Annotated in this window: 26 protein-coding genes; 1 reads left to right on the top strand and 25 read right to left on the bottom strand. The window is 35.8% G+C overall.

Annotated features, from left to right (window positions below):
- Positions 1-16: 16 nt before the first annotated feature.
- The 16 genes from asnS to PY093_RS05905 all read right to left on the bottom strand — a co-directional run bounded on the left by asnS (position 17) and on the right by PY093_RS05905 (position 15,779).
- Complete coding sequence (gene asnS, locus PY093_RS05980) at positions 17-1,309, bottom strand: asparagine--tRNA ligase (protein WP_275644965.1); 1,293 nt, start codon at positions 1,307-1,309, stop codon at positions 17-19.
- A gap of 182 nt (positions 1,310-1,491) precedes the next feature.
- Positions 1,492-2,676 carry a pyridoxal phosphate-dependent aminotransferase gene (locus tag PY093_RS05975; protein ID WP_275644964.1) on the bottom strand — a complete coding sequence of 395 codons (1,185 nt, stop codon included), beginning with the start codon at positions 2,674-2,676 and terminating at the stop codon, positions 1,492-1,494.
- 19 nt (positions 2,677-2,695) lie between these two features.
- Complete coding sequence (locus PY093_RS05970; protein ID WP_275644963.1) at positions 2,696-3,166, bottom strand: cell wall elongation regulator TseB-like domain-containing protein; 471 nt, start codon at positions 3,164-3,166, stop codon at positions 2,696-2,698.
- 13 nt (positions 3,167-3,179) lie between these two features.
- The gene (locus PY093_RS05965; protein ID WP_275644962.1) at positions 3,180-3,350 is read right to left on the bottom strand and encodes a YpmA family protein; all 171 of its coding nucleotides are present in this window, start codon (positions 3,348-3,350) and stop codon (positions 3,180-3,182) included.
- Positions 3,351-3,607: 257 nt separating this feature from the next.
- Complete coding sequence (locus tag PY093_RS05960) at positions 3,608-4,462, bottom strand: ComEC/Rec2 family competence protein (RefSeq protein WP_275644961.1); 855 nt, start codon at positions 4,460-4,462, stop codon at positions 3,608-3,610.
- A gap of 113 nt (positions 4,463-4,575) precedes the next feature.
- Positions 4,576-7,389 (bottom strand): ATP-dependent DNA helicase DinG, encoded by a 2,814-nt coding sequence (dinG, locus tag PY093_RS05955; RefSeq protein ID WP_275644960.1) that lies wholly within the window; start codon positions 7,387-7,389, stop codon positions 4,576-4,578.
- Between the two features lie 98 nt (positions 7,390-7,487).
- Entirely contained in the window at positions 7,488-7,871 is a 384-nt protein-coding gene (gene panD, locus PY093_RS05950; protein WP_275644959.1) for an aspartate 1-decarboxylase, read from the bottom strand.
- A 63-nt stretch (positions 7,872-7,934) separates the two neighbouring features.
- On the bottom strand, positions 7,935-8,783 hold the full coding sequence (gene panC, locus PY093_RS05945) for a pantoate--beta-alanine ligase (protein WP_275644958.1): 849 nt from the start codon (positions 8,781-8,783) through the stop codon (positions 7,935-7,937).
- A complete protein-coding gene (gene panB, locus PY093_RS05940) occupies positions 8,780-9,619 on the bottom strand; it encodes a 3-methyl-2-oxobutanoate hydroxymethyltransferase (RefSeq protein WP_275644957.1) in 840 nt (279 codons plus the stop codon). The genes panC and panB overlap by 4 nt, the downstream gene beginning before the upstream one ends.
- A 552-nt stretch (positions 9,620-10,171) precedes the next feature.
- Positions 10,172-11,149: a biotin--[acetyl-CoA-carboxylase] ligase gene (locus PY093_RS05935; protein ID WP_481769279.1), complete on the bottom strand. Its 978-nt coding sequence runs from the start codon at positions 11,147-11,149 to the stop codon at positions 10,172-10,174.
- Complete coding sequence (locus tag PY093_RS05930; protein ID WP_275644955.1) at positions 11,146-12,342, bottom strand: CCA tRNA nucleotidyltransferase; 1,197 nt, start codon at positions 12,340-12,342, stop codon at positions 11,146-11,148. Before PY093_RS05930 ends, PY093_RS05935 begins: the two co-directional genes overlap by 4 nt.
- An 11-nt stretch (positions 12,343-12,353) precedes the next feature.
- Positions 12,354-13,487: an N-acetyl-alpha-D-glucosaminyl L-malate synthase BshA gene (gene bshA / locus PY093_RS05925; RefSeq protein WP_275644954.1), complete on the bottom strand. Its 1,134-nt coding sequence runs from the start codon at positions 13,485-13,487 to the stop codon at positions 12,354-12,356.
- 2 nt (positions 13,488-13,489) lie between these two features.
- Positions 13,490-14,200: a bacillithiol biosynthesis deacetylase BshB1 gene (gene bshB1 / locus PY093_RS05920; protein ID WP_275644953.1), complete on the bottom strand. Its 711-nt coding sequence runs from the start codon at positions 14,198-14,200 to the stop codon at positions 13,490-13,492.
- The gene (mgsA, locus tag PY093_RS05915; RefSeq protein WP_275644952.1) at positions 14,193-14,612 is read right to left on the bottom strand and encodes a methylglyoxal synthase; all 420 of its coding nucleotides are present in this window, start codon (positions 14,610-14,612) and stop codon (positions 14,193-14,195) included. The genes bshB1 and mgsA overlap by 8 nt, the downstream gene beginning before the upstream one ends.
- A gap of 13 nt (positions 14,613-14,625) precedes the next feature.
- Entirely contained in the window at positions 14,626-15,426 is an 801-nt protein-coding gene (gene dapB, locus PY093_RS05910) for a 4-hydroxy-tetrahydrodipicolinate reductase (RefSeq protein ID WP_481769277.1), read from the bottom strand.
- 20 nt (positions 15,427-15,446) lie between these two features.
- Positions 15,447-15,779, bottom strand: a complete 333-nt coding sequence (locus PY093_RS05905; RefSeq protein ID WP_275644951.1) for a nucleotide pyrophosphohydrolase — start codon at positions 15,777-15,779, stop codon at positions 15,447-15,449.
- Positions 15,780-15,970: 191 nt separating this feature from the next.
- Between PY093_RS05905 and PY093_RS05900 the strand changes: the two genes are divergently transcribed.
- Entirely contained in the window at positions 15,971-16,840 is an 870-nt protein-coding gene (locus PY093_RS05900; protein WP_275644988.1) for a YitT family protein, read from the top strand.
- A gap of 72 nt (positions 16,841-16,912) precedes the next feature.
- Here the strand turns inward: PY093_RS05900 and PY093_RS05895 are convergent, their stop codons facing one another.
- From PY093_RS05895 to PY093_RS05855, 9 genes are all read right to left on the bottom strand, one after another.
- Complete coding sequence (locus tag PY093_RS05895) at positions 16,913-17,587, bottom strand: zinc metallopeptidase (RefSeq protein ID WP_275644950.1); 675 nt, start codon at positions 17,585-17,587, stop codon at positions 16,913-16,915.
- 75 nt (positions 17,588-17,662) lie between these two features.
- Positions 17,663-18,457: a sporulation protein YpjB gene (gene ypjB, locus PY093_RS05890; RefSeq protein ID WP_275644949.1), complete on the bottom strand. Its 795-nt coding sequence runs from the start codon at positions 18,455-18,457 to the stop codon at positions 17,663-17,665.
- A 134-nt stretch (positions 18,458-18,591) separates the two neighbouring features.
- A complete protein-coding gene (gene lhaT, locus PY093_RS05885) occupies positions 18,592-19,185 on the bottom strand; it encodes a lipoprotein heptaprenylglyceryl N-acetyltransferase LhaT (protein WP_275644948.1) in 594 nt (197 codons plus the stop codon).
- A 221-nt stretch (positions 19,186-19,406) separates the two neighbouring features.
- The gene (locus tag PY093_RS05880) at positions 19,407-20,192 is read right to left on the bottom strand and encodes a menaquinol-cytochrome c reductase cytochrome b/c subunit (protein WP_275644947.1); all 786 of its coding nucleotides are present in this window, start codon (positions 20,190-20,192) and stop codon (positions 19,407-19,409) included.
- A 61-nt stretch (positions 20,193-20,253) separates the two neighbouring features.
- Positions 20,254-20,928, bottom strand: a complete 675-nt coding sequence (gene qcrB, locus PY093_RS05875) for a menaquinol-cytochrome c reductase cytochrome b subunit (protein ID WP_275644946.1) — start codon at positions 20,926-20,928, stop codon at positions 20,254-20,256.
- 3 nt (positions 20,929-20,931) lie between these two features.
- Positions 20,932-21,441: a Rieske (2Fe-2S) protein gene (locus tag PY093_RS05870; protein ID WP_275644945.1), complete on the bottom strand. Its 510-nt coding sequence runs from the start codon at positions 21,439-21,441 to the stop codon at positions 20,932-20,934.
- Positions 21,442-21,619: 178 nt separating this feature from the next.
- Positions 21,620-22,084, bottom strand: coding sequence for a YpiF family protein (locus tag PY093_RS05865; RefSeq protein ID WP_275644944.1), 465 nt, complete (start codon positions 22,082-22,084; stop codon positions 21,620-21,622).
- A gap of 178 nt (positions 22,085-22,262) precedes the next feature.
- A complete protein-coding gene (locus PY093_RS05860) occupies positions 22,263-22,811 on the bottom strand; it encodes a ReoY family proteolytic degradation factor (RefSeq protein WP_275644943.1) in 549 nt (182 codons plus the stop codon).
- 59 nt (positions 22,812-22,870) lie between these two features.
- Positions 22,871-24,127: a tetratricopeptide repeat protein gene (locus tag PY093_RS05855; RefSeq protein ID WP_275644942.1), complete on the bottom strand. Its 1,257-nt coding sequence runs from the start codon at positions 24,125-24,127 to the stop codon at positions 22,871-22,873.
- Positions 24,128-24,134 lie beyond the last annotated feature (7 nt).

The following is a 24,134-nucleotide window of genomic DNA, read 5'->3' as shown; positions in this document are numbered from 1 at the left end:
GTTTTTCATAATAAGTTTAAGGATATAGACGATTTAGTAGGCGTGGGAATGGAATCGATTCACGTACATGTTCTACACCACTTAACCATGCTACTGTTCTTTCAAGACCTAATCCAAACCCTGAGTGTGGAACAGATCCATATTGGCGCAACTCAAGATACCATTTGTAGGCATCACTTGTTAATCCATGTTCTTCTAATCGTGCTTTTAATAACTCAAAATCATGAATACGTTCTGATCCACCAATGATTTCCCCATAGCCTTCAGGAGCTATCATATCTGCACACAGGACAACATCTGATCGGTCCTTTGCAGGCTGCATATAGAAAGGCTTAATTTTAGTTGGGTAGTGCGTAATAAACACAGGCATATCATAACTTTCTGCAATTGCAGTCTCATGAGGTGCTCCAAAATCATCGCCCCACTGGATATCATTAAAGCCATTTTCATGCAAGAATTTAATGGCATCATCATACGAAATACGTGGGAATGGTGCTTTTATCTTTTCTAATTTTGAAGTGTCACGACCTAATGTCGTTAGCTCTAAATTACAATTTTTTAAGACAGCTTGGATAATATATGAAACATAATTTTCTTGTACAACTAAGTTATCCTCGAAATCATGAAATGCCATTTCTGGTTCAATCATCCAAAATTCAATTAAATGGCGACGAGTTTTTGACTTTTCAGCACGGAAAGTAGGCCCGAACGAGAATACTTTTCCTAATGCCATTGCAGCAGCTTCCATATATAATTGTCCACTTTGTGAAAGATATGCATCTTCATCAAAATACTTCGTCGCAAATAGCTCTGTTGTACCTTCAGGCGCACTTCCCGTCAAAATAGGTGGGTCTACTTTCGAAAATCCATTGTCATTGAAGAATTCATATGTTGCACGAATAATTTCATTACGAATTTTCATAACCGCATGCTGTCTTTTTGATCTAAGCCATAAATGACGGTGATCCATCAAAAACTCTGTACCATGCTCTTTCGGTGTGATTGGGTAGTTAACAGACTCATGAATTACCTCTACGTTTGTTACAGATAATTCAAATCCAAATGGTGAACGCTCATCCTCTTGAACCACTCCTGTTACATACAGAGATGATTCTTGTGTGATTGACTTTGCGAGCTGAAAAACTTCCTCTTCCACTTCAGCTTTAACAACAACTCCTTGGATGAATCCAGTACCATCTCGTAATTGTAAGAATGCAATTTTTCCGCTTGACCTTTTATTTGCTAACCAAGCGCCAATCGTTACTACTTGTCCAACATATTTATTTACTTCTGATATAGTTGTTTTCACTGAATTTCCCTCCAAAAACCTCGGTAAATATTTAATTTTATGTAATTTATCTAAATAAAGCAGCTTGCATCTTACTTATTATACAATTCGATATATCGTTTGTGCAAACAAATGAATAAACAACAGATTCATGAGGCATTCAGTACTAACCACGAATGCCTGGTATGTTTAGAAACAAGGTTCTATTCAGACTTTCTAATCATAAATTGGTTAATTCGTTCAATTGCTTTTTCCAGCGAATCTAAAGAAGTTGCATAAGATAGTCGAACATAATCAGGAGCCCCAAAACCAGATCCCGGTATAATTGCAACTTTTTCCTCCTCTAACAGAGCTGTGACTAAATCATCAACAGTATTATATCCAGCTTGTAAAGCCGCTTGTTTTGCATTTGGAAACAAGTAGAATGCACCTTGTGGTTTTATGCAAGAAAATCCAGGCAGTTCAATTAATTTTTTATAGATTATATTTAATCGCTCTTCAAATGCTTTTCTCATTACTTCTACTGGCTCTTGTGTCCCTTCATATGCGGCAATCGTCCCGTACTGAGCAATAGAAGTAGGGTTTGATGTGCTGTGACTTGCTAGGTTTGTCATCGCACTAATGATATCCTTATTTCCAGCTGCATACCCAATACGCCATCCTGTCATCGAGTGTGATTTAGAAACCCCATTAATAACAATTGTTTTTTCCTTTAATTCTGTTGAAAGTTCGGCAATGGAGTAATGCTTATACTCTCCATATGTTAGTTTTTCGTATATTTCGTCTGATACAATTAAAATATTCTTTTGTAAACATACATCACCTAGTGCTTTAAGCTCTTCCTTAGAATAAATCATTCCTGTTGGGTTACTTGGCGAGTTTATAATGATAGCTTTTGTACGTTCAGTAATAACTCCTTCTATTTGCTCAGGTGTTATTTTGAATTCATTCTTTTCAAAGCCTTCGATATAAATAGGTGTACCACCTGCTAACTTAACTTGTTCTGGATAGCTTACCCAGTATGGGGTTGGAATAATGACTTCATCACCCTCATCTAGAATGACTTGGAACAATGTATAAAGGGCATGTTTTGCACCAGAACAAACGATTATTTCATTTGGGTTATAGGTAAGATCTTGATCTTGCTTTAATTTTTTGATAATCGCATTTTTTAAACCTGGTAATCCACCAGTAGGAGTGTATTTCGTATGTCCCTCATTCATTGCTTGGATGGAAGCTTCAATTATATGTTGTGGAGTATTAAAGTCAGGTTCTCCAGCGCCTAAGCCTATTACATCAAATCCAGCATCTTTAAGTGCTTTTGCCTTTGCAGTAATTTCAAGCGTGGTTGATGGTGCAAGTGCGGAAACTCTCTTAGCTAAGTTCATTCTATTTCCCCCTAGATTTTTATGGCGTTGTTCTTTTTAATAGCTCTCCTGTTTCAAAATCACTATAGTAATATGTTAATCGATCATTTTCGTTAATGTATATGACCTCCCAAAGAGGAATATTTTTTTCAATCCCTAGCTTTACGGATCTTATTTCCTTCGGATTGCGTTCAGCCTTTAAATCAGTAATAACTTGTTCTTTTGATATACCTTCGTTTTGTTTTTTTATAACAATTTCACCTTCATCTTCAGGAATCCAGACAACAACTTTTTCATTTTCAGCTGTAATTCCTAAGATTACTTGATAGGCAACTTTCCCATAATATGAATGTACTTCATTTATCGTCTGTAAACCAGCTTCTACTTTTGCAGTATCGATGGCTACTTCCTCTTGGGCAGTCTTGGGCTCTAATGCCGCTAAATATAAGCTCACCGCTTGCCACACTACAACAACAAATGCTAAAAAAATAAAAAACAACAATTTTTTCATAATGTTCACATCATCAGGTTCGATATATTGTAAATATAGCTTGATTTTGATCTTTTTCATCTAATGCTAGTCCGAACATTAAATCCTTCGTTTTTAATGTTCTGTTTAAATTATCAACAATTTTATAAAGCTCAGGTGAATGTTGAATTTTAACTGTTGATAATACCTCAATTTTACTTTCCATTATCCATCCTCCTACATGCATCACAAATTTTGTTACTCATATGAATGCACACATAGGTAACAATATAACTACTACAACAATTCGAAGTTGTATTCTTTATCATTATAACAGGTGATATAACCTTTATGATATTAATTTAGTACAATAAAATATCTCCTAACCCACACCTACAATGGAACTGCCACAATTTACGTGGCAGTTTTTTTCAAAAGATAAGAACGAGTAAGTTATGGAAAGTTTCTTGCCTAATGACAAGCTTATTTCACTATTTGAGAACTTTCAATTGAGATCGTAATGACATCATATTCATTTTGATTACATTTAATTGTGATATTTCCAAATTGCTTAGTGCTATAGGTATCAATCCATGTTTCTCTTAGCCTTTCCATAACATCTAAGCTAGGATTTTTCCCTTTCATTTGAAAAATGATTGCAACTTGTGGGTCAATATGCTCAATAAAATCTTGAGAAGATCCTCCATCTCGAGCAAAGTCTGCGACCTTTATAATATTAACCTTCGATAAATCCTTCCTAGCTATTAGTGATGTTTCAACATTCTTATTTGAAGTAGTCATATACAAAATATGATGGCTTCCAAATTCAAATAACAAATCCATTCCCATTATTCCATCATGACTAATCCCTTGTTGAATTACTTCAACCTTCATACCAGGTAAAAGTTCATGTTTATCAGTTTGTTTCCATTTAATAACTTTAGGAATTGTTTTAGAATTAATAACTTCGGTAAATAAATTTCCTATAATCAATTCACTTGGACTGTACTTTTTGATTAACCAATCTAGATTTGATTGGTATTGCGCATCCTCTTTTGTAATTATAATTGATTTAAGATTGGTTATATTGTACATATTTAAAAGATTTTCAAGTTCCTCTTTAGTTCCTGGTCCCCCTGCATTTATAAGGATATTTCCCCCGTCTACGTGGTTAATTAGTGTTGCTTCACCGCTTGATAAGTCTAAAAACGTTATTGCTAATTCATCATCATCAAGTTTTAGATTTACTTTTTCAATTTCTGTTGGAATTTCTGTATCGGCGAATCCTGTTAGAAAAACACTTAGAAAAATCATTGCTACTACTACTAAATATCTCACATCTATTCCTCCAAAAACGGTCTAGATTTAGCGTGTGTTATTAAAGCAAAAATATCCTTTGATACATGGACTTAAAGACTAAGGCTTTAGGCATAAAGCTCACCTGTTCCTACTTAGATCAATTTATCAAGCTTGTCTAACAATGTATGAAGTGGCTCCTCTTGGACTGAAATTTCAGGTAGTGCTAATAGGAACTGATTCCCATAGGTAGTTGTAGTTATACGGCGATCAAATACGAAAACGACCCCTTTATCATCCTTTGTTCGAACTAACCTTCCAAATCCTTGTTTAAAGCGAATAATTGCCTGAGGCAGCGCAAGTTCTTTAAATGGGTTTCTACCGATTTTTTTTATTTGTTCTGCACGAGCAGCATATACAGGATCATCTGGTGGAGAAAAAGGAAGCCTTACTATTACTAACGTTGTCAAATCCTCACCAGGAATATCTACACCCTCCCAAAAACTACTCGTTCCAAGTAGTATTGATTTTGCAAATGCCTGAAAGTTTTTAGTTAGCTTTGTCCGACTACCGCCACTAACACCTTGTGCAATAATGATAAATTCAGTAAGAAATGGAATTTCTTTTAGAGTAGAATATGTTAACTTTAACATTTCATATGATGTAAATAAAACAAGCATTCTTCCGTTCGTTTTATTTGCAATTTCTGCTATATGAATAGCAATTGAATGAACGTACTCATCAAGAGATACAACTTTAATATCTGGCAGATCAGTTGGTATCATGATTGCAGCCTGCTTTTTGTAGTCAAAAGGTGATGGTATAGAATACGTCTGCGGTTGAAAATCTTCTAACCCTAGCCTATTGACCGTATAACTAAATGATCCTTTAATCGAAAGGGTAGCAGATGTCATAATCACACATTTTTTGTTTGAATAAAATAAATCCGCTAACTTTTCTGATACATCTGTAGGCTGATTATAAAGAAATACTGAATTTTTTGCTCCTTTTGTATCTGCTTCAAACCAAGTAACCCCTTTACTATTTGTTCTCTGTATTAAAGTTGTGATTTTGTCAATTGCAGTGCTTGTTGAATTTGAAATTGAAAAGAAATCATAAATAATACCTTTTTGAAGTGGGGTTACTAATTTCTGAAGCGGTTTAAAAAGGTTTCTTTGCTCAACAATTAACGCATGAAATGTCTTTAATTTTGAAATGAGTTTAGTTGAACCCTCTGAAATACCCCACCAACTATTATGGTCCTCTACAGAAGAATCCAAACGGAAGTATACCCGATTATTCGACGAATCAATTTGTTTAGTGTGTTGTAATACAAACGACCGAATGAGCGTAAAAAGATCATCCAATTGTATTCTAATTTCTTTAACCACTAAATCAATTAAATCGATTGATTTTTCATTACCAAGCCCAATCCCTTTGAATATTTTCACAACCTTTGCAAATAGGTCCTTACTATCAATTGTGCCAATTCTTATGAATAGATTATGTAGCTCCAGGTAATCGAGCTTATAGCCAAGATGTTCACTAGCTATATTCTCAATATGATGAGCCTCATCTATAATCACTTCTTTATAGCTTGGTAAGATGTCGCTTTCGGATGTTAAATCGCTAAACAATAATGCATGATTTGTAATAATTAAGTCTGAAATTTGCGCCTTCCTTTTGGCCTTTCTGTAAAAGCAACGTGATCTCCATGGACATTCCTTACCTAAGGATGTGTTTCTATCACTTTTCACTCGATTCCATAGGAGTCTACCTCCTGATGGTAGGTTTAACTCATCTACATCCCCTGTATCGGTTTCTGTTAACCACACTAATATTTGTGCTTTGGCAAGAATTGAATCATAATTTGTTTCTTGCTCGTATAGAACTTGTTCAAACTTTCTTAAGCATAAATAGTGACTACGTCCTTTTAGTAATGATACGTCAAAAGAAAAGGGAATTACTTTTTTTAATATAGGGACATCATGTTCTAAAAGTTGTTGTTGTAGCTGAATTGTATTTGTGCTAATAACAATGGGCCTTCCATGATTTTTTGCATAAATGATACTAGGAATTAAGTACGCAAGTGTTTTACCAATGCCTGTACCTGCTTCAATTAATGTGTGTTGATGGTCGTCAAGAGCTGCATTCACAATATCCATCATCTCTATTTGGCCTTCTCTTTCTTCGTACCTATCCATGCTAGTAGAGAGCAAACCATTCTCGCCAAAAAGTTGCTTTTTGAATGTGTCGTATATATAAGGTTTCGTATCATCTTTCATTTGATCTTTGCTTTTCACCTTTAATGCTATCCCTCGATAAATATCAAATAATTTCCCTTCAGACGTTACGTTTCTTTCCTTTTCTTCGATGATAGAAATTAAAATGTTATGTATGTCGCTTTTTAAATAGGGTGCGTATTGCAGTAATCGCGCACATGTATCAAGTGGTAGTGATTTTACCTTTGTAAGTATCTTCAATAGAATCTCGGCTGTTACTTCAGCATCACTATCGGCTTGATGTGGATTATCATGTGAAAGTGAAAAATTTTCAGCAAGCTGACCTAATTTATAACTTTCTGTCGACGGTATCATAATCCGAGCTAATTCTACCGTATCAAGTGTTGGCCCCTTAAAATGATCGTAACCACAATTTGTTAGTTCCTCTTGAAGAAAGGTTAAATCAAACGGAACATTGTGTGCAACAAAATAGGCCCCTTCTAATAATAAATTAATTTCAGGAGCAATTAAATCAAAACTAGGAGCATTATAAACCACTTCACTCGTGATTCCGGTGAATTGTTCAATAAACGGTGGTATATCTCTTCCTGGGTTAATAAAGCTTGCAAAGCGCTCACATATTTCTCCGTCTTCAATTACAACGGCTGCAAACTGTATAATTTTATCCCCCTTTTTCGGGGAATTACCAGTTGTTTCTATATCTACTACAACAAAACGTTGCTTCATCAAAAAACACCTCAGTTTTAGAAGTGAAGTTTATTCACTATTTAGTGTTTACTTGTTTCTATTATTAAAACAAAAAACCCCCATTAAGGGGGCTACTATTATAATACAGTAGCTGCAGGTTCTTGACCAATTAATTCTTTGATACGATTATTTTCATCCATAATTGCTACTTTTGGTGTGTGTGATGAAAGCTTATCCTCAGAAATGAGTGCATAGGATATAACGATGATAACATCTTCTTTTTGAACTAACCGAGCAGCAGCCCCATTCAAACAAAATACACCACTATCTCTTTCACCAGGAATAATATACGTTTCAAAACGAGCACCATTATTATTATTCACAATTTGTACTTTTTCATTTGCAACCATACCTACAGCATCTAATATATTTTCATCTATAGTTATACTTCCAACATATTCTAAATTAGCTTCGGTAACTCGAGCACGGTGAATTTTTGCATTCATCATTGTTCTAAACATGATGACTCCCCCTTTAACCTAACCATTTCTCTACTTATTTTTCTCTAACTGCTGTAAAACTTTTTATACGTCAAAAGATATATTATCAATAAGTCGAGCTTTTGTAAACTTAATAGCTAGTGCAATAATTACCTTTCCAGATATTACTGTTAGCGGTTTCAATTCTGGATAACTATAAATATCAACATAATCGATTTTTGCGGTAGTTTCACTGGTAATATTTTCTATAATCATTGATTTAATTTTCTCAGGATCCCGTTCACCCTCTTCAATTGCTTGTTTACCCCTAACAAGACTTTTATAAAGCACAGGTGCTTCATTTCTTTCTTGTGACGAAAGGTATACGTTACGAGAGCTTTTTGCCAAGCCATCCTCTTCCCTAATCGTTTCAATTGGTACTAACTGAACTGGGATATTAAAGTCTTCTATTAACCCATGAATAACTGCAACTTGTTGCGCATCCTTCATGCCAAAATAGGCGCGATGTGGTAAGACGATATTAAATAGCTTTGAAACCACAGTTGCAACACCATCAAAGTGACCTTCCCGTTTTTTTCCGCAAAGTACATCCACTCTTTCTTTAACTTGAATTGATGCGGACATGGTGGTACCACGGTACATCCCATCAGTACTTGGATTGAATAGTACATCGACACCTGCATTTTGTGCCAACTTTTGATCCCGCTCAATATCACGAGGATAACTTCCAAAATCTTCATTAGGCCCAAACTGTAAAGGATTTACAAATATACTCACGACAACAACATCATTTTCTTTTCTTGCATTATTAATCAATGTTAAATGCCCTTCATGGAGAAATCCCATTGTCGGAACAAATCCTATTGATTGGCCCTTCAATCTCATTTCTTGAGAAAGCTTTTGCATTTCTGTTATTGATTCAATAATTTTCATTTCCCTGTTCCTCCATATAACGCTTCTAGTTGGTCTTCTTTCATTGTAAACGCATGTTTATCCTCAGGAAAATGCCTCGATTTCACTTCTTTTACATAGCTATCTAAGCCTTTACTAATTTCTTCATTAATCGTAGTATATTGTTTTACAAATTTAGGAACACGGTCAACTCCATAGGCGATCACATCATGATAAACAAGCACTTGGCCATCTGTATTATGTCCAGCTCCAATTCCTATCGTTGGAATTGTAAGAGCCTCAGTGACCTGTTCGGCTAATTGCTTAGGTACGCATTCTAACACTAATGCAATTGCTCCAGCCTCTTCACATTTTTTAGCATCATTGATTAATTGTCGTGCACTTTCTACATCTTTGCCTTGAACTTTATATCCACCTAAAACCCCAACAGATTGGGGTGTTAATCCAAGATGCGCAACCACTGGTACTCCCGCATCAGTTAAAAGTTTAATTACAGATAAGACATCTTTAGCTCCTTCAACTTTTACCGCATGCGCTCCAGCTTCTTGTACAAGTCTAGCTGCGTTTTTCATCGTTTCAGCAATCGAAACATGATATGACATAAATGGCATATCTGTAACGATAAACGTATTTTTAGCTCCTCGTTTTACTGCTTTTGTATGATGTACCATATCATCGACTGAAACAGGTACTGTTGAATCATATCCTAAAACTACCATTCCTAATGAATCACCAACTAATATCATGTCAACACCCGCTTGCTCTGCATGTTTTGCAGACGGAAAGTCATAAGCTGTTAACATCACAATTGGTTCACTATTTTGTTTCATTTTTAAAAAGTCTGTCGTTTGTTTCATTAAATACCCTCCTCCTTTTTTTAGAGGAGATGAAAAACCGAATGATAGAAGACCGACTTTTGTATAATGAAGGATTCTACCAATAAAAAAACTTCTTTCAGTTGAGAAAGAAGGATTGCATCATAAAAAATCCGGTTTAAATCATCCCTCTGTCCCAGTCCATCATCTGGATCAAGGCAGACATTAAATTAAGTTTTGAAAAAAAGTACCCTTTAAGCTTTTACTATTGGTGTAGTTCCAATGGATACTACCCGTTTCATTTAATTATAACAATAAATGTGACAATATTTCTACAATTATGTTTAACAAGAAAAGCGCAGGGCGCCAGCCTATCGGCGATAAGCATAAGACAAGCCGGCTGGAAGGTTGTTCTTTACCTTCCGGACGGATTGGCTTATACCATAGAGTCGATGGCGCCCGGAGCTAGACACTAAAACTTGGTACAAACTTTTATACTTTCTTATCTTTTAAGAAAGGTCTAGGAACCCGGAGCTAGTCACCAAAACTATGCCCCAAATTTTTTGTATATAAATTCTGAAATCATTAAAAATCTTAGCCTTTGGAAACTAGTTCTATGTCAGCTGAATGGATGTGATGAATCGTCCCGTCAAGTTCTTCAAGAACTAAAACACCTTCAGCTGTAATTCCTTTAGCACGACCCTCAATCGAGCCATTTAATGTTCTTGCAATTATTTGTTGTCCGATACTAATGGCATAGCTTTCCCATAATAGCTTAATAACACCAAACCCATTCTTCAAATAACTAGTATACAAATGTTCCATCTTTGCTAAGATGCGCTGAATTAGCGCTGCTCGATTGACTTTTTCTCCAAGTTCAATCGATAAAGATGTAGCAATTGACTTAATTTCGTCAGGAAATTGGTCTTCTGAATGATTAACGTTGATTCCGATACCTATGATAACTGAATTTATTCGATCTGCCTCAGCCTGTAGCTCTGTTAGAATACCTACTACTTTCTTTCCCTTTAATAATATATCATTAGGCCACTTAATATCAGGTTCTAGACCGGTCAATTCCTGGATTCCTTGAACTACAGCAACAGCTGCGAGAAGCGTAAGCTGTGGTGCTTGCGCGGGCGGGATATTAGGACGTAGAATGATACTCATCCAGACTCCGGTATACTTTGGAGAAAACCAAACTCGGTCTAGTCTACCACGTCCAGAAATTTGTTCCTCAGCAACTACAATAGTTCCTTCTGGAGTCCCCTCATAAGCCAAACGGTGTGCAATTTTTTGAGTCGAAGTCACAGACTCTTCAAAATGGACGTAACGTCCTAAAGACTCTGTCTCTAATCCTAATTGAATCTCATTCCCACTTATTTTATCAGGTTTTTTTATAATCCTATAACCTAGTCTTCGGACCGCTTCTAATTCATAGCCCTCTTTTCGTAAATCTTCAATATGCTTCCAAATAGCAGTTCTTGAACACCCTAACTCGTCACTGATTTTCTGGCCTGAAAGAAAATCACCTTTCGCACCTGAGAAAACCTCTAATAACTTTTTTCTCATTTCAGATTGCAATGGTCCAGCCACTCCTTTATAACAGCCTTGTCATTGACAACATTTCCTTTTATTATGTTGTCTTCAATTGTTTCAATCAACTTTGAAACCCAGGGACCGGGTGTTTTATTAAACCAATATAATAAATCTTTCCCCCTTACTACTAGCTCGTCCCTTGATTTAATTGGAAGCAGGGAAAAAAGCGTCCTAACAGTTTCATTTAGCTGTTTAGGATCTTGTGATGTTAATACGGCATATACTCTTTGAACCTGTAGCGCTCTATCTAATCCTAGCTGATATAAAAGCTGGTTTGTCCAACCACTATCTAACACCTTAATCAAGCCATTTATATTTATTTCAACTGCCCTTATGATTTTATTTGGTAACCTCCATAAACGAAGAAAGGTTTCAATATCTTTTAGTTCTATTACGTAAGCTAATAAAGTCCAGTATTCTGGCCTTTCTTTGAAATTACTCCAATCATATAAAGCTAGTTTTTCAACCCTCTCTCGTTTTTCTAACAATCCAGGTAGGTATTTATACATTTCTGTTTCTATTAGTAACTTGAATGCACTAGTTGTATTATGACCGCGCATTACTTTTTCTAGCTCTACTGTCATTCTCTCAACAGAGATTTTATCTAATAAATGAGAATGTTTAGCAATTGCCGTTTTGGTTTCTTCAACTACAGAAAAATCTAACTGACTTACAAACCTTACTGCCCGAAGCATCCTAAGTGCATCCTCTGAAAATCTTTCCGATGGTTTTCCTACTGTTTGGATTATCCGCTTATTAATTGCTTCGACCCCATTAAAAGGATCAATTATTTCCCCTTTATGATTCATTGCAATGGCATTCATTGTAAAATCACGGCGTTTAAGATCTTCCTCTAAAGAATGAATAAACGTAACATTATCTGGACGCCTAAAGTCATTATAATTTTCTTCACTACGGAAGGTCGTCACTTCGTACATAGATCCTTCATAAATAACAATAATAGTTCCGTGTTTTGCACCTACATCCACGGTCCTAGGGAATAGCCCTATCACCTCTTTTGGGCGAGCAGAAGTCGCAATATCTATATCCCCTATTTCTCGTTGTAAAAGTAAATCCCGAACTGATCCACCAACAAAAAAGGCTTCAAAACCATGCAGATGTAGTTGTTCGACAATGGCTAGTGGCTTTAAAAAAGGTTCTTTCATAACAAAGCCCCTTACTCTTTTCTATTTACTAAATTTAAATATATATTTTCATATTGACTTACAATTTTATCTGTATTGAACTTATCCTTAACAGTTTGTCTAGCATTATTTGACATCACATTATGTATTTCCTTGTTTGATAAGAGATGGATTGCTTTTTTTGCTATATTCTCTACATCACCAAGGTGGCATAGGTATCCATTTTCCCCAGGAGAAATGACTTCAGGGATCCCCCCTATATCCGTACCAATACAAGGAACACCACAGGCCATAGCTTCAAGTAAGACTAACCCAAAACTTTCCTTTTCAGATAAAAGCAGTTTCAAATCACTTATTGAATACAAGTCTTCGACATTTTCCTGTTTCCCTAAAAATAGCACTTTTTCAGAAAGTCCCAATTGTTCCACTTGGCGACAGACACCAGTCATTTCAGGACCATCACCAACCAATAGTAATTTTGATGGTACTTTTTCTTGTATTAAGTTAAAGGAATTAATAACATCAGGTACTCTTTTCACTTGGCGGAAGTTCGAAACATGAATGATTATCTTTTCATTTTCTAGTATTCCGTACTCTTTCCGTAAGTGTTGGGTGTCTTTTTTACAGTATACTCTTTCATCAATAAAGTTATAGATTGTTTCGATCTGCTTCTTTGGTTCAATTAACTGATGGGTTTCAGAAACAAGAGAATTAGAAACAGCTGTCACTGAATCTGATTGTTCTATTCCAAATTTAATTAAATTACTTAAAGATTGATCTGAGCCTAAAACAGTTATATCGGTACCGTGCAGTGTAGTAACAACCTTCAAGTCAGCTCCAACCATTTGTTTTGCTAAATATGCGCTCACTGCATGGGGTATTGCATAATGTACGTGCAGCAAATCCAACTTTTCTCTTTTCACAACCTCCGCCATTTTACTTGCAAGTGCTAAATCATATGGGGGATATTTAAAAACAGAATATTGATTTACTTCAACCTCATGATAGTAAATATTACAGTACACTTTATTTAACCGAAAAGGTATACTTGATGCTATAAAATGAATTTCATGTCCTTTTTCAGCTAACAATTTACCTAACTCTGTTGCAATAACACCTGAACCCCCTACAGTTGGATAGCATGTAATGCCTATTTTTAGCTTCATTTCTAATCTCCTAATAAGTCTGACGATAGAAGGAGAGTCTTTTTAGACATAAACCCTTCTGCATATTGAACCCCAACTTCTTTTCCAAATAACCTCTCTCTGCTCTCCACTGTTTCTATATAACCGTTTACAAGAGGAGTATCAGCTGCAAGATTGTTTTTTTCAAATTGGCTCACATAGGTTCTTAAACTTTCTAGTTTAACATTCATTGTTTCAGATACATCCACTACGAAACTTGGTTTGTGAAATCCATTTATCATATAAAAATATAACGACTTTATGCGATGTGCAGTAAGGCTCTCTTCATCAAGATAGTTTCTAATTGCAGCTGAAAACACAGCTTCCTCAACTAACCTTGAACAATTACCATGATCTGGATGACGGTCATCATAATAAGGTGAAAAGACAAGCTTTGGTTTGTATTTCCTAATAATCGTTGTTATCTTTTTTATGTATGGTTCTATTTGGTATAGCCCACGGTCAGGGAAATGTAGGTTGATTCTTTCTGAAACACCTAAAATTTCTGATGCCCTTTTTGCTTCCTTTGAGCGAATCTCTACAGTTCCATTTGAGGATAATTCAGCAAGTGTTAAATCGCATAGACCTATTTTATAACCCTTTTTTGCATATTTAGCGATTGTTCCAGCCATACCAATTTCAACGTCATCAGGATGCGCACCAAAAGCTAGTATGTCTAAATTATACTTATTCATTTTGCGCACCTTCGTCACTATTAACAATTGTTCGCCATTTAAGGTCACCACGTTCTAAACCATGTATTAAAATTTCGGCAGTTCCCATATTTGTAGCGAGTGGGACATCGTATACATCACAAAGCCTAATCAGAGCCGTTACGTCTGGTTCATGTGGTTGAGATGTCAATGGATCTCTAAAGAATATAACCATATCCATTTTATTTTTTGCAATCATAGCCCCAATCTCTTGGTCCCCACCTAATGGTCCAGATTGAAAACGATGGATACTTAAGCCTGTAGCTTCAATTAGCCTTAAGCCCGTAGTACCTGTTGCAAAGAGTTCATATTGACCTAAAACCTTTTGATATGCTGTTACAAATTGAATAAGCGCAGGCTTTTTCTTATCATGTGCAATTAATGCTATCTTCAAAAGTTTATCCCCTTTACTCAATAATGTTCTCTAAACCATAGACTAATAAATCAATTTTCATAACAGTTTCAATTGCCAGCCTTACACCAGACATAAAGGATTCTCTATTAAAAGAATCATGACGAATGGTGAGCATTTGCCCATCACCGCCAAATAATACTTCCTGATGTGCAATTAAGCCTGGTAACCGAACACTATGGAGATGAATGCCATCATATGTTGCACCTCTAGCACCTTGCATTGTTTCTTTTTCATCTGGGTGTCCTTGTTTTTTATACTCTCGAACGGATGAAATTAATTCAGCTGTTTTAGCAGCGGTTCCAGATGGGGCATCTAGTTTTTTATCATGATGCAGTTCAATTATCTCTACATCCTGGAAGTACTTTGCTGCCATTTGGGAAAACTTCATCATTAAAATCGCTCCGATAGCAAAATTCGGCGCAATAATCGCCCCAATACCTTTATCCTCAGCTTGCTTTGATATTTTATCTAATCCTTCTTGCGAAAAACCAGTTGTTCCAACAACTGGCCTTACGCCATGATTAAGTGCGATTTCCGTATGAAGCCTTCCAACTTCTGGTGTTGTTAAATCAAGCAAAACATCAGGTTTTACTGCAGAAAAACATTCTTCTATATCAGTATATATAGGTGCATCTAGTTGTGGTAAACCTTCAACATCAGAAACTTTCCGACCGTTATTAATGCGATCAACAGCCCCTACCAAAGTAAAATGCTCCGTATTTTTTATCAAATTCAATGCTGCTATACCCATTCTTCCTCTCGGACCAGCAACTACAATTTTTATCATTTCCATATGTATGACACTCCTACAACTTAATCTTTTTCAATTCTTGTCCAGCGGTCTTTATCTCTGGTATTAAATTTATCCATCACCATTTTGTGTGCCTCTTCAAGATCTATATTTAATGAATTAGCAAAACATATCAGAACAAATAAGACATCTCCCATTTCTTCTTCAATCGTACGTTCTTTTTCTGTATTTTTTTTCGGTTTTTCTCCATAATAATGGTTTACTTCACGTGCTAATTCACCTAATTCTTCCGTCATTCTTGCAAGTAATGCTAAAGGGCTAAAGTACCCTTCCTTAAATTGACTTATATAGGCGTCTACCTCATCTTGCATTTTTTTCATACTTTTATTAGACATTGTGCTCACCTCTGTCTATATGTTAGCTAAAACATTAGATTTTGACAAATATTACGATATAATTCAACATAGTTTGCTACACAATATGACCATGTTCTATAATTAAGTATTACTTCTTACTAGTGGGTTATCTAAAGCCCCACCACTGGTTAGTATTTCTTTGCTATCATGCATTTATAGGAGTGGTTAAACTGCTAGGCTTAAAACTGAAAAATATATTTTTTATTTTGTTTGGTACTACGATTTTTGCTTTTGGATTAGTTCATTTTAACATGCAAAACAATTTAGCAGAAGGCGGTTTTACTGGTATTACACTGTTGTTATATTTTCTTTGGGGAATTGACCCCTCATACACAAACCTACTTCTAAACATTCCTCTATTTTTCATAGGTTGGAAATTGCTTGGTAGGACATCTTTTTTATACACCGTGATTGGAACAGTGAGTTTATCCGTATTTCTTTGGATCTTTCAGCGCTATCAAATTGACATGCCGCTTCACGACGACCTAACACTTGCTGCTCTTTTTGCAGGCCTTAGTATTGGTGTTGGCCTAGGAATCATCTTTCGCTATGGAGGGACAACTGGCGGTGTTGATATAATCGCAAGACTAGTACATAAATATATTGGCTGGAGCATGGGAAAGACAATGTTCTTGTTTGATGCTTTTGTGATAACATTATCCCTTATCACCTATCTATCTTACAAAGAAGCAATGTACACCTTAGTCGCAGTATTTGTGGGCGCGAAAGTCATTGATTTTATGCAAGAAGGGGCATACTCAGCAAAAGGGGCTACGATTATATCCGATAGAAATGAAGAAATATCTACAAAGATTTTACAGGAAATGGAGCGAGGTGTTACCATCCTTAAAGGCCAAGGCTCGTTTTCAAAACAGGATAGAAATATATTGTTTTGTGTAGTAGGGAGAAATGAAATCGTTCGATTAAAACACGTTATTACATCTGTTGACCCACATGCTTTTGTAGCAGTTAGTGATGTACATGATGTTTTAGGTGAAGGCTTTACTTTGGATGAAAATAAAAATCCGATTGAACGGTAAGTGTTTTTATAACTCAATAAAAATTTAAAACCCTACCCAGGTAGGTAGGGTTCTAAATTATATTTGCAATTATTACTCGCTTCTTGTCATTCCTGTGTACATCAAGATTAGCCTAATCAGTTCTAGAACTGCTACCGCCGCAGCTGCAACATAGGTTAGTGCTGCTGCATTTAATACTTTTCGAGTTTCTCGTTCTTCTTCATTACGAATCACTCCGACAGATACTATTTGTTCCATAGCCCGATTAGAAGCGTTAAACTCAACCGGTAAAGTAACCAGCTGGAATAACACCGCTGCGGCCATAAAAATGATTCCAATCAAGAGTAAGTCAGCAAAACCTGCTATAATACCGACCATAATTAAGATCCATGATATGTTTGATCCAAAGCTCGCAACTGGAACTAACGTATGTCTAAAACGTAAAAAAGCATAATCCTCTTGGTCCTGCATTGCATGCCCAACCTCATGTGCTGCAACGGCTGCTCCAGCAATAGAATTACCATGAAAATTAGATGTTGAAAGCCGAACTACTTTAGACCTCGGATCGTAATGGTCTGAAAGAAATCCGGGTGTTTCTTCAACTGAAACATTGTAAAGGCCTTTATTATCTAAAATTTTTCTAGCCACCTGTGCTCCAGTCATACCTGATGATGTTTGAATCTTTGAGTATTTTTTGTAAGTGCCTTTCACTTTCATTTGTGCCCATAGTGGAACAATAATAATAATCGCAAAATATAATAAGAACATAACCTTATCCTCCATCTTACGTTACAGATTATCACCTATTGTATGAAAGGAAATATCCCTCAATTTTTTTAAACCCTATTCTTCTGTTTCTCTTTTAGGTAGTTTCTTTTGTTTGTCGCCTTTATATTTTCTCCATGCAACATAAGATAATGTAAGAATTATTACACTTCCAGTAGAAATCATTACCCAAATCAACGATGGGTCTGCGTCATCTTCCGTCATTTTATCAAACAATTGTTTGAGATCTATCTCCATCTGTTCCATTTGCTGTAGGCGGGTAGATTTTTTCAACTCTTCTTCACGGTAGCTATCCAAAAAGTTGATATGAGAATCTATTTTTTGAATTTTATCCGCAGGAATATCAACTTTAATACTAGGTTGAATGATCTCATATTTACTTAGGAATAAATTGAGCTGGTGCTGGTACGATTTATTATCGCCATCCTCAAGCAAAGTCTGTTTCATTGCACTGAAGGTAGTCATAATAGAATCTTCCATTTCAGTCCATAACGGTTGATATTCAGAGCTAATTGCATCGATTACCAGTCTAAACTGCGTTACTTTTCTAATCCTTTCTTCAACACTTAAGGATGTGGAGGTAACAGCTTCTACCGCACTGTTATGGGTTACTGTAATAATTCTAAGTTCATCCATTGAGAACGACCGATTTTGAATATTAACCATTAAGAATTCATTTGAAAATTGCTGTAACAGCTGTTTTGCCTCCTCATAGCGCTCTTGTTTTACCATCATAAGCGCTTGACCTGACAGTTCATCAAGCTTATCCCAATTATCTGTCGTTTCAGCATTCATAGTGGTCGGAAATATAAGTAGCAGAATAATTAGTCCGGTTAAGATTCTTACCTTCATACTTGTCCCTCCTCAAACTTCTAATAAAATGTATGAGAAGGTGGACAAGAGTAGACCATTTATTTTATAATTTTCCAACTACACTTTTTGAGATAGGGGACTTACTGTCCCATATCGTGGGATAATTTCTAATCCTATTGAAGCTTTAACTGTAATCTTTCCTTTCTAACACAAAGAATATATGTAATTAACAAGGCCGTAATACTTAACCAGAATGTGAAATACCCTATTTGAGGCATAATTTCATTTAAAACTCTGTAACGGGGCATCATGAAAAACACATAATCAATTACATCATTATGTAATGTCCAAACCCCTGCCAAAACAAGGTGAATGGGTCTAATTCTATAGTACGGTGCATATAAAAGTCCTTGTAGCGCCATCGAGAGGTGAGAAAACATTAACATATAACCTGCTATTCCAAGTTCACCTGTAACTGCAAGCACAAGGACATTCATTACAACAGCCCAAATTCCATACTTGAATAGAGTAACAATTGCTAATGCTTCAATTATCGACCAGTTTCTCTTAAGTAAAAAAGCAACCAGAACAAAGACAAAAAACAAACTTGCGGTAGGACTATCAGGAACAAAAATCAGAAATTTAGTAGGCGTTGTCATCAACTGACTTTCATACCAAATATAGCCATAGATAGTTCCCACAGTATTAATTATAAGTAATGTTAGTAATATCCTACGCTGACCTAGCTGATAAAGAATAGCTTTCATAAATACTCTCCAATTTTCTCTTTTTACCATCAATATAAAATTTATGAAAAATCATAATAATAGTCAAGCTTACCGTGCTACATTCAAATAATTTTTTAAAGTGTAGAAAAGAGCAGGACTCCCGGTGCTAGACACAAAACTAAGCACAAAATTTTATGCTTCCACCTATAAAATTTGAAATTTTAAAAAAGCTGACTTTAAAAAGTCAGCTTTTGTAGCGGTTATTCACCCGCACCTGCACCTAATTCCACTAGGAAATCAGCAAGTTTTTCAAGTTCTTCATCAGTACCAGTGAAGATACCAGCCGGCATTTTTCCGCTTTCAGAACCGTTTTTAGCAATATTCATAATTTCTTCTTTTGTCAGTTCTAAATTAACTAGTGGAGGAGCTAATGCGCCGTTTCCAGTTAAATTTTGGCCATGACAGGATAAACAAGTGTTTGCTTCAAGGACTTTATATCCTTCTGCTTCAGCGTCAAACTGAACCTCTTCAACAAGTTTACCTTGTTCGGCAGCCGCTTCCCAGTCATGCTCGGCGACAGCTTCCCATGTTAAGAAAATTGTTGCTGCTAGGCCTAAAAGCATCAATGCGGTTGCAATAGGTCGTTTAGATGGTCGACGTTCTGGACCACGGTCAAGGAATGGTGCTAGCAATAAGGCACCAAAAGCAAAACCAGGCATAACCATTGCTCCAATAACAGTATACGGACCTGAAGCATACGAGTATTTAAGTAGTTGGTATAAGAATAAGAAATACCAGTCAGGAAGTGGTATATAAGCAGTATCAGTAGGGTCTGCCATACGTTCTAATGGTGCTGGTTCAGCTACTGTTAAACTTAAAAACCCAATTAAGAAAACTGCACCTACCATCCATTCCTTCAGTAAGAAGTTAGGCCAGAACGCTTCTGTTTTTCCAGGATACTCAGAATAATCTTTTGGAATATTAGGTTTACGAGTTGCAGGAACACGTGAATCCCCAACAAATTTCATACCTTTTCCACGATGCATATTCAGTCTCCCTCCTTTAATTAGAATGTATTTTTCGATCTTTTATTATTAAGGTTAAATTTTAAAGCGGACCTGAAATTCCTTGTTTACGAATCATAACAAAGTGAGCTGCCATCAATCCAAATAACGCTGCTGGAAGGAAGAATACATGAATCGCAAAGAATCTAGTTAATGTTTGTGCGCCAACAATTTGCGGATGACCTGATAGTAATGTTTTAATTTGCGTACCAATTAGCGGTGTCGCTTCTGCAATTTGTAAGCCTACCTTTGTTGCGAATAAAGCTTTCATGTCCCAAGGTAGTAGATATCCAGTAAATCCTAATCCTAACATTACGAAGAAAATTAAAACTCCAACAACCCAATTTAATTCACGTGGCTTTTTATATGCTCCTTGGAAAAACACACGAAGAGTATGTAGAAACATCATAACGATAACCAAGCTAGCTCCCCAGTGATGCATTCCACGGACAATTTGTCCAAATGCCACTTCATTTTGTAAATAATAAACAGATTCCCATGCGTTTTTAATATCTGGAACATAATACATAGTTAGGAACATTCCAGATAAGATTTGGATAACAGTAACAAAGAATGTCAATCCTCCAAAACAATACACGAACGCAGAGAAATGATGCGCTGGGTTAACATGTTCAGGTACTTCATGGTCAGCAATATCACGCCACATAGGGGTAATATCTAATCGCTCGTCAACCCAATCATAAATCTTGTTTAGCATGAATTACGCCCCTCCTCGTGGTTTTGCTTTTCCTAAGTACAAATAGCCATCCTTTACTTCGTGTACATACACATCTAAAGGAGCAAGTGGCGGTGTACCAGGAACGTTCGTTCCGTCCTTTTCGTATAACCCATAGTGACAAGGACAGAAGAATCTGTTTTGATTTGCAGGATCTGTGTTCCAGTCAACAATACAACCCAAATGTTTACAAATAGGTGACAATGCTACAATATCGTCACTTTCATTTTTGTATACCCAAGCAGATATTGGCTCTACAGATTCATACCAAGCATCTATTTGATCAATTTTATAGTCAAATCGAAGTGGTTCATTTGTTATTTCATCTACACTTACAACCTGAACAAGCTCTTGCTCGGTAGTAGGCTTAAGTATAGGGTCCACTGCAAAACGAACCATTGGCATTAACATACCTGCAGCCATAAATCCACCTACACCAGTTAGGGTATAGTTAAGGAATTGACGTCTTGATACTCGATGTTTTTTCTCGCTCATTATTTTCCCCCCTCTATACAAAGCTAAGTCCATCCGGACATAAATTAACACATATAAAACTAGGACATACTCATGATATATCAATATTTAATTAAGGTCAATATTATCATTCTCGTAAAACATGGCAACTATGTATCTGCATTTAAAAAATTTAAATCCTATTTATTAGTGATTGAGCTTAGTGTTTTTGCCAGATTGTCATAAAAATAGTAATTAACTGCTTCATTTGGTCTTGGATCATGGTTTGCTTATATTTTTCTTCTACATATTCTAACGGTAAGGTGGGAAGCCAAATCAATGTTCCTGTATCGACCTTTTCCTCGTGCTTTTTCCACAAACTATCAGAGGTCACAAAAAAGAAATGTTTAATTCCCTTATCCGCTAATTCCATTGTCCATGCTGCTAAGCGTTCTAAGCGTTCTTCTATACTTTCGCTGGCGGTATATGTAAAAGGTGGGAAAAGAATAATTCTTCCCTTAAATTGTCTCTCAATTTCAGTTGTTAAAACTGAAATAAATTCTCCCATTGCTACAGTTGACTTCATATCTTGTTCCCATGTAACTGGTAGCAAGGGTATTACAGCAGAATCTACATATTCCTTTGCTTGTAAATAAAGGTCTATATCCTTTGTAATCCATTTCATCTTATTTCGCCTCTTTCAAAATTGTAAGCTAGATATCCTTTAAAAGATAACATAAATAACCATACCGTGCCAAAAACGCATTATTTATAATCCCATTTATTCTTAATATGTTCAAAAATCTGTCACATTTAACAACAAATCTTTCTGTATAAAAAAAACCTTGTTTAAATCAACAAGGTCAGGTTTGTTCATTATATTTTCTTAACTGTGCAGTCAACCTCTTAAACTCAACTTGGTCATGTTTGTCGAGAGCATCGTCAATTAATCTTAGTATTTTTTCTTTTTGAAATGTTTGTATGGATTCTTCTAGAAAACGTTCGGCAATCAATTCGTCCTTCTCATTAACTTGGAGATGTTTAGGCATATAAGGATTTTCTTCAAGAACCGCAACATATTGTGGAGAGTGAAAGGAAGAACGAAAGTTTAATTGGATATAAATTTCCTCATCTCGATTCAACCTTATATCATGAAACGACTTTTCAGCATCAGTAGTCATCACATTTTCTTTATAAAAACGAAATGGCACGTCATCTACACAATGTGTTGACATGATGATGCCTCTTGGGCAATATTGCGCCTGTTCAACAAAGTGTACATTCTTCATTAACTGATCGTGACTCATCAAATAATTTAATATCCATACACATTCTCTTCTTTTTAACTGATAATTATTCAGAAACCAGCGAATAAAATCTTTCTTCTCGTTGACAGATACAGGGGTAGTCATCGCTATGCTTCCCTCCTCTGCGTTACATATTTTTGTTAGCATACCTACACATTTCAAGTTTACAGTTCAAAGCTATTTACAGTCTCTTCAATCTCTACTTTAGTGGGATCAATTTCTAAAATTCGTTTAAATACTATTAATGCTTCCTCACGTTTTCCTTCCTCCACCAAAAAGTATCCATACTCCTCTAGAAAATCTATATCATCCTTAAAAGAAGTATATGCCTGACGATAATGGTTTAATGCGTCAGAATATTGTTCTAACTTGTTTTTTGCAGTAGCCAAGTCCCAATCGTACCCAGGATCAAACTCTCCGTAAGAAGAGACTTGCTCTATACATTCAATAATTTCATCATAACGTTCTTCTTTAAGCAAAAATTTTGTAAGCATTTGGACCGCTTCTATATAACCCGGATCCAGTGCAATCGCCTCTCTTAAATGTTGCTCTACATTTTCTTTTCTACCAACCTTCATTGATACTTCCCCAGCATATAGCTGTAGTTCTTTGTTAAATTCATCTACTTTTAAACCGCTGACAATTGTATTATAGCTCTCCTCTAGCATTCCTTCATGCTCATATGCCTTACTAAGATATAGGTATAGTGAACTGTACTCATGATCGATTTCCTTCAATTTTATTAGACTTTCAATTGTAGTTTTATAATATCCTGCTTGAAAGGCCGTAAAACCGTATCGGAAAAGTGTGTCAATTTCTTCCTTTGCTTTGATTGCCTTTTCATAAAAAGGTAGTGCATCCTCGAATTCACCGGCCGCACTTAAACTTTCAGCAATTCTGGAATTAACATTTATTCCAGCAACTACTTCATGTTCATCTAAAACAATGTTGTAATACTCAATGCTTTTTTTAAAGTCACCCTGACTTGAATATAACTCAGCAAGTGCAAGGTCGATTATAGGTTCTTGTGGTAGTTTTTTCTTTGCCAGTAAAAGCTTTCGTTCACTGACCTCACTCAATCCTTGCATTTGATATAAATCACCTTGAAGTAATAAGGATTGGACATATGCTGGATCTTCTTCAGTTATAGTTGCCAATACCTCAATAGCATCTTCTTCTTCATCCAAATCAATCATAATCTCAGCCAAAAATAGAGATAATTCACCTTCCTCAGGATAAAATTCGTGTAAAAGTTCCACAATTTCTTTCGCTTGATCAACAAAGCCCCATCTGTAATAATTCTCGGCAATCGTGTATTTTTCTTCATCTGTACAACCTTTTTTTATCTGGTCTAAGTATTCAAGTCCCTTTTCTATTTCTCCGTTATCTATTAAATCAATTGCTACATCTAATTTGCTCATTATATTA

Origin of the sequence: Cytobacillus sp. S13-E01, from assembly GCF_029193815.1 — a bacterium.
In the GTDB taxonomy this organism is placed as follows: domain Bacteria; phylum Bacillota; class Bacilli; order Bacillales; family Bacillaceae_L; genus Bacillus_BV.
This window is presented reverse-complemented; position numbering and strand designations above follow the sequence as displayed.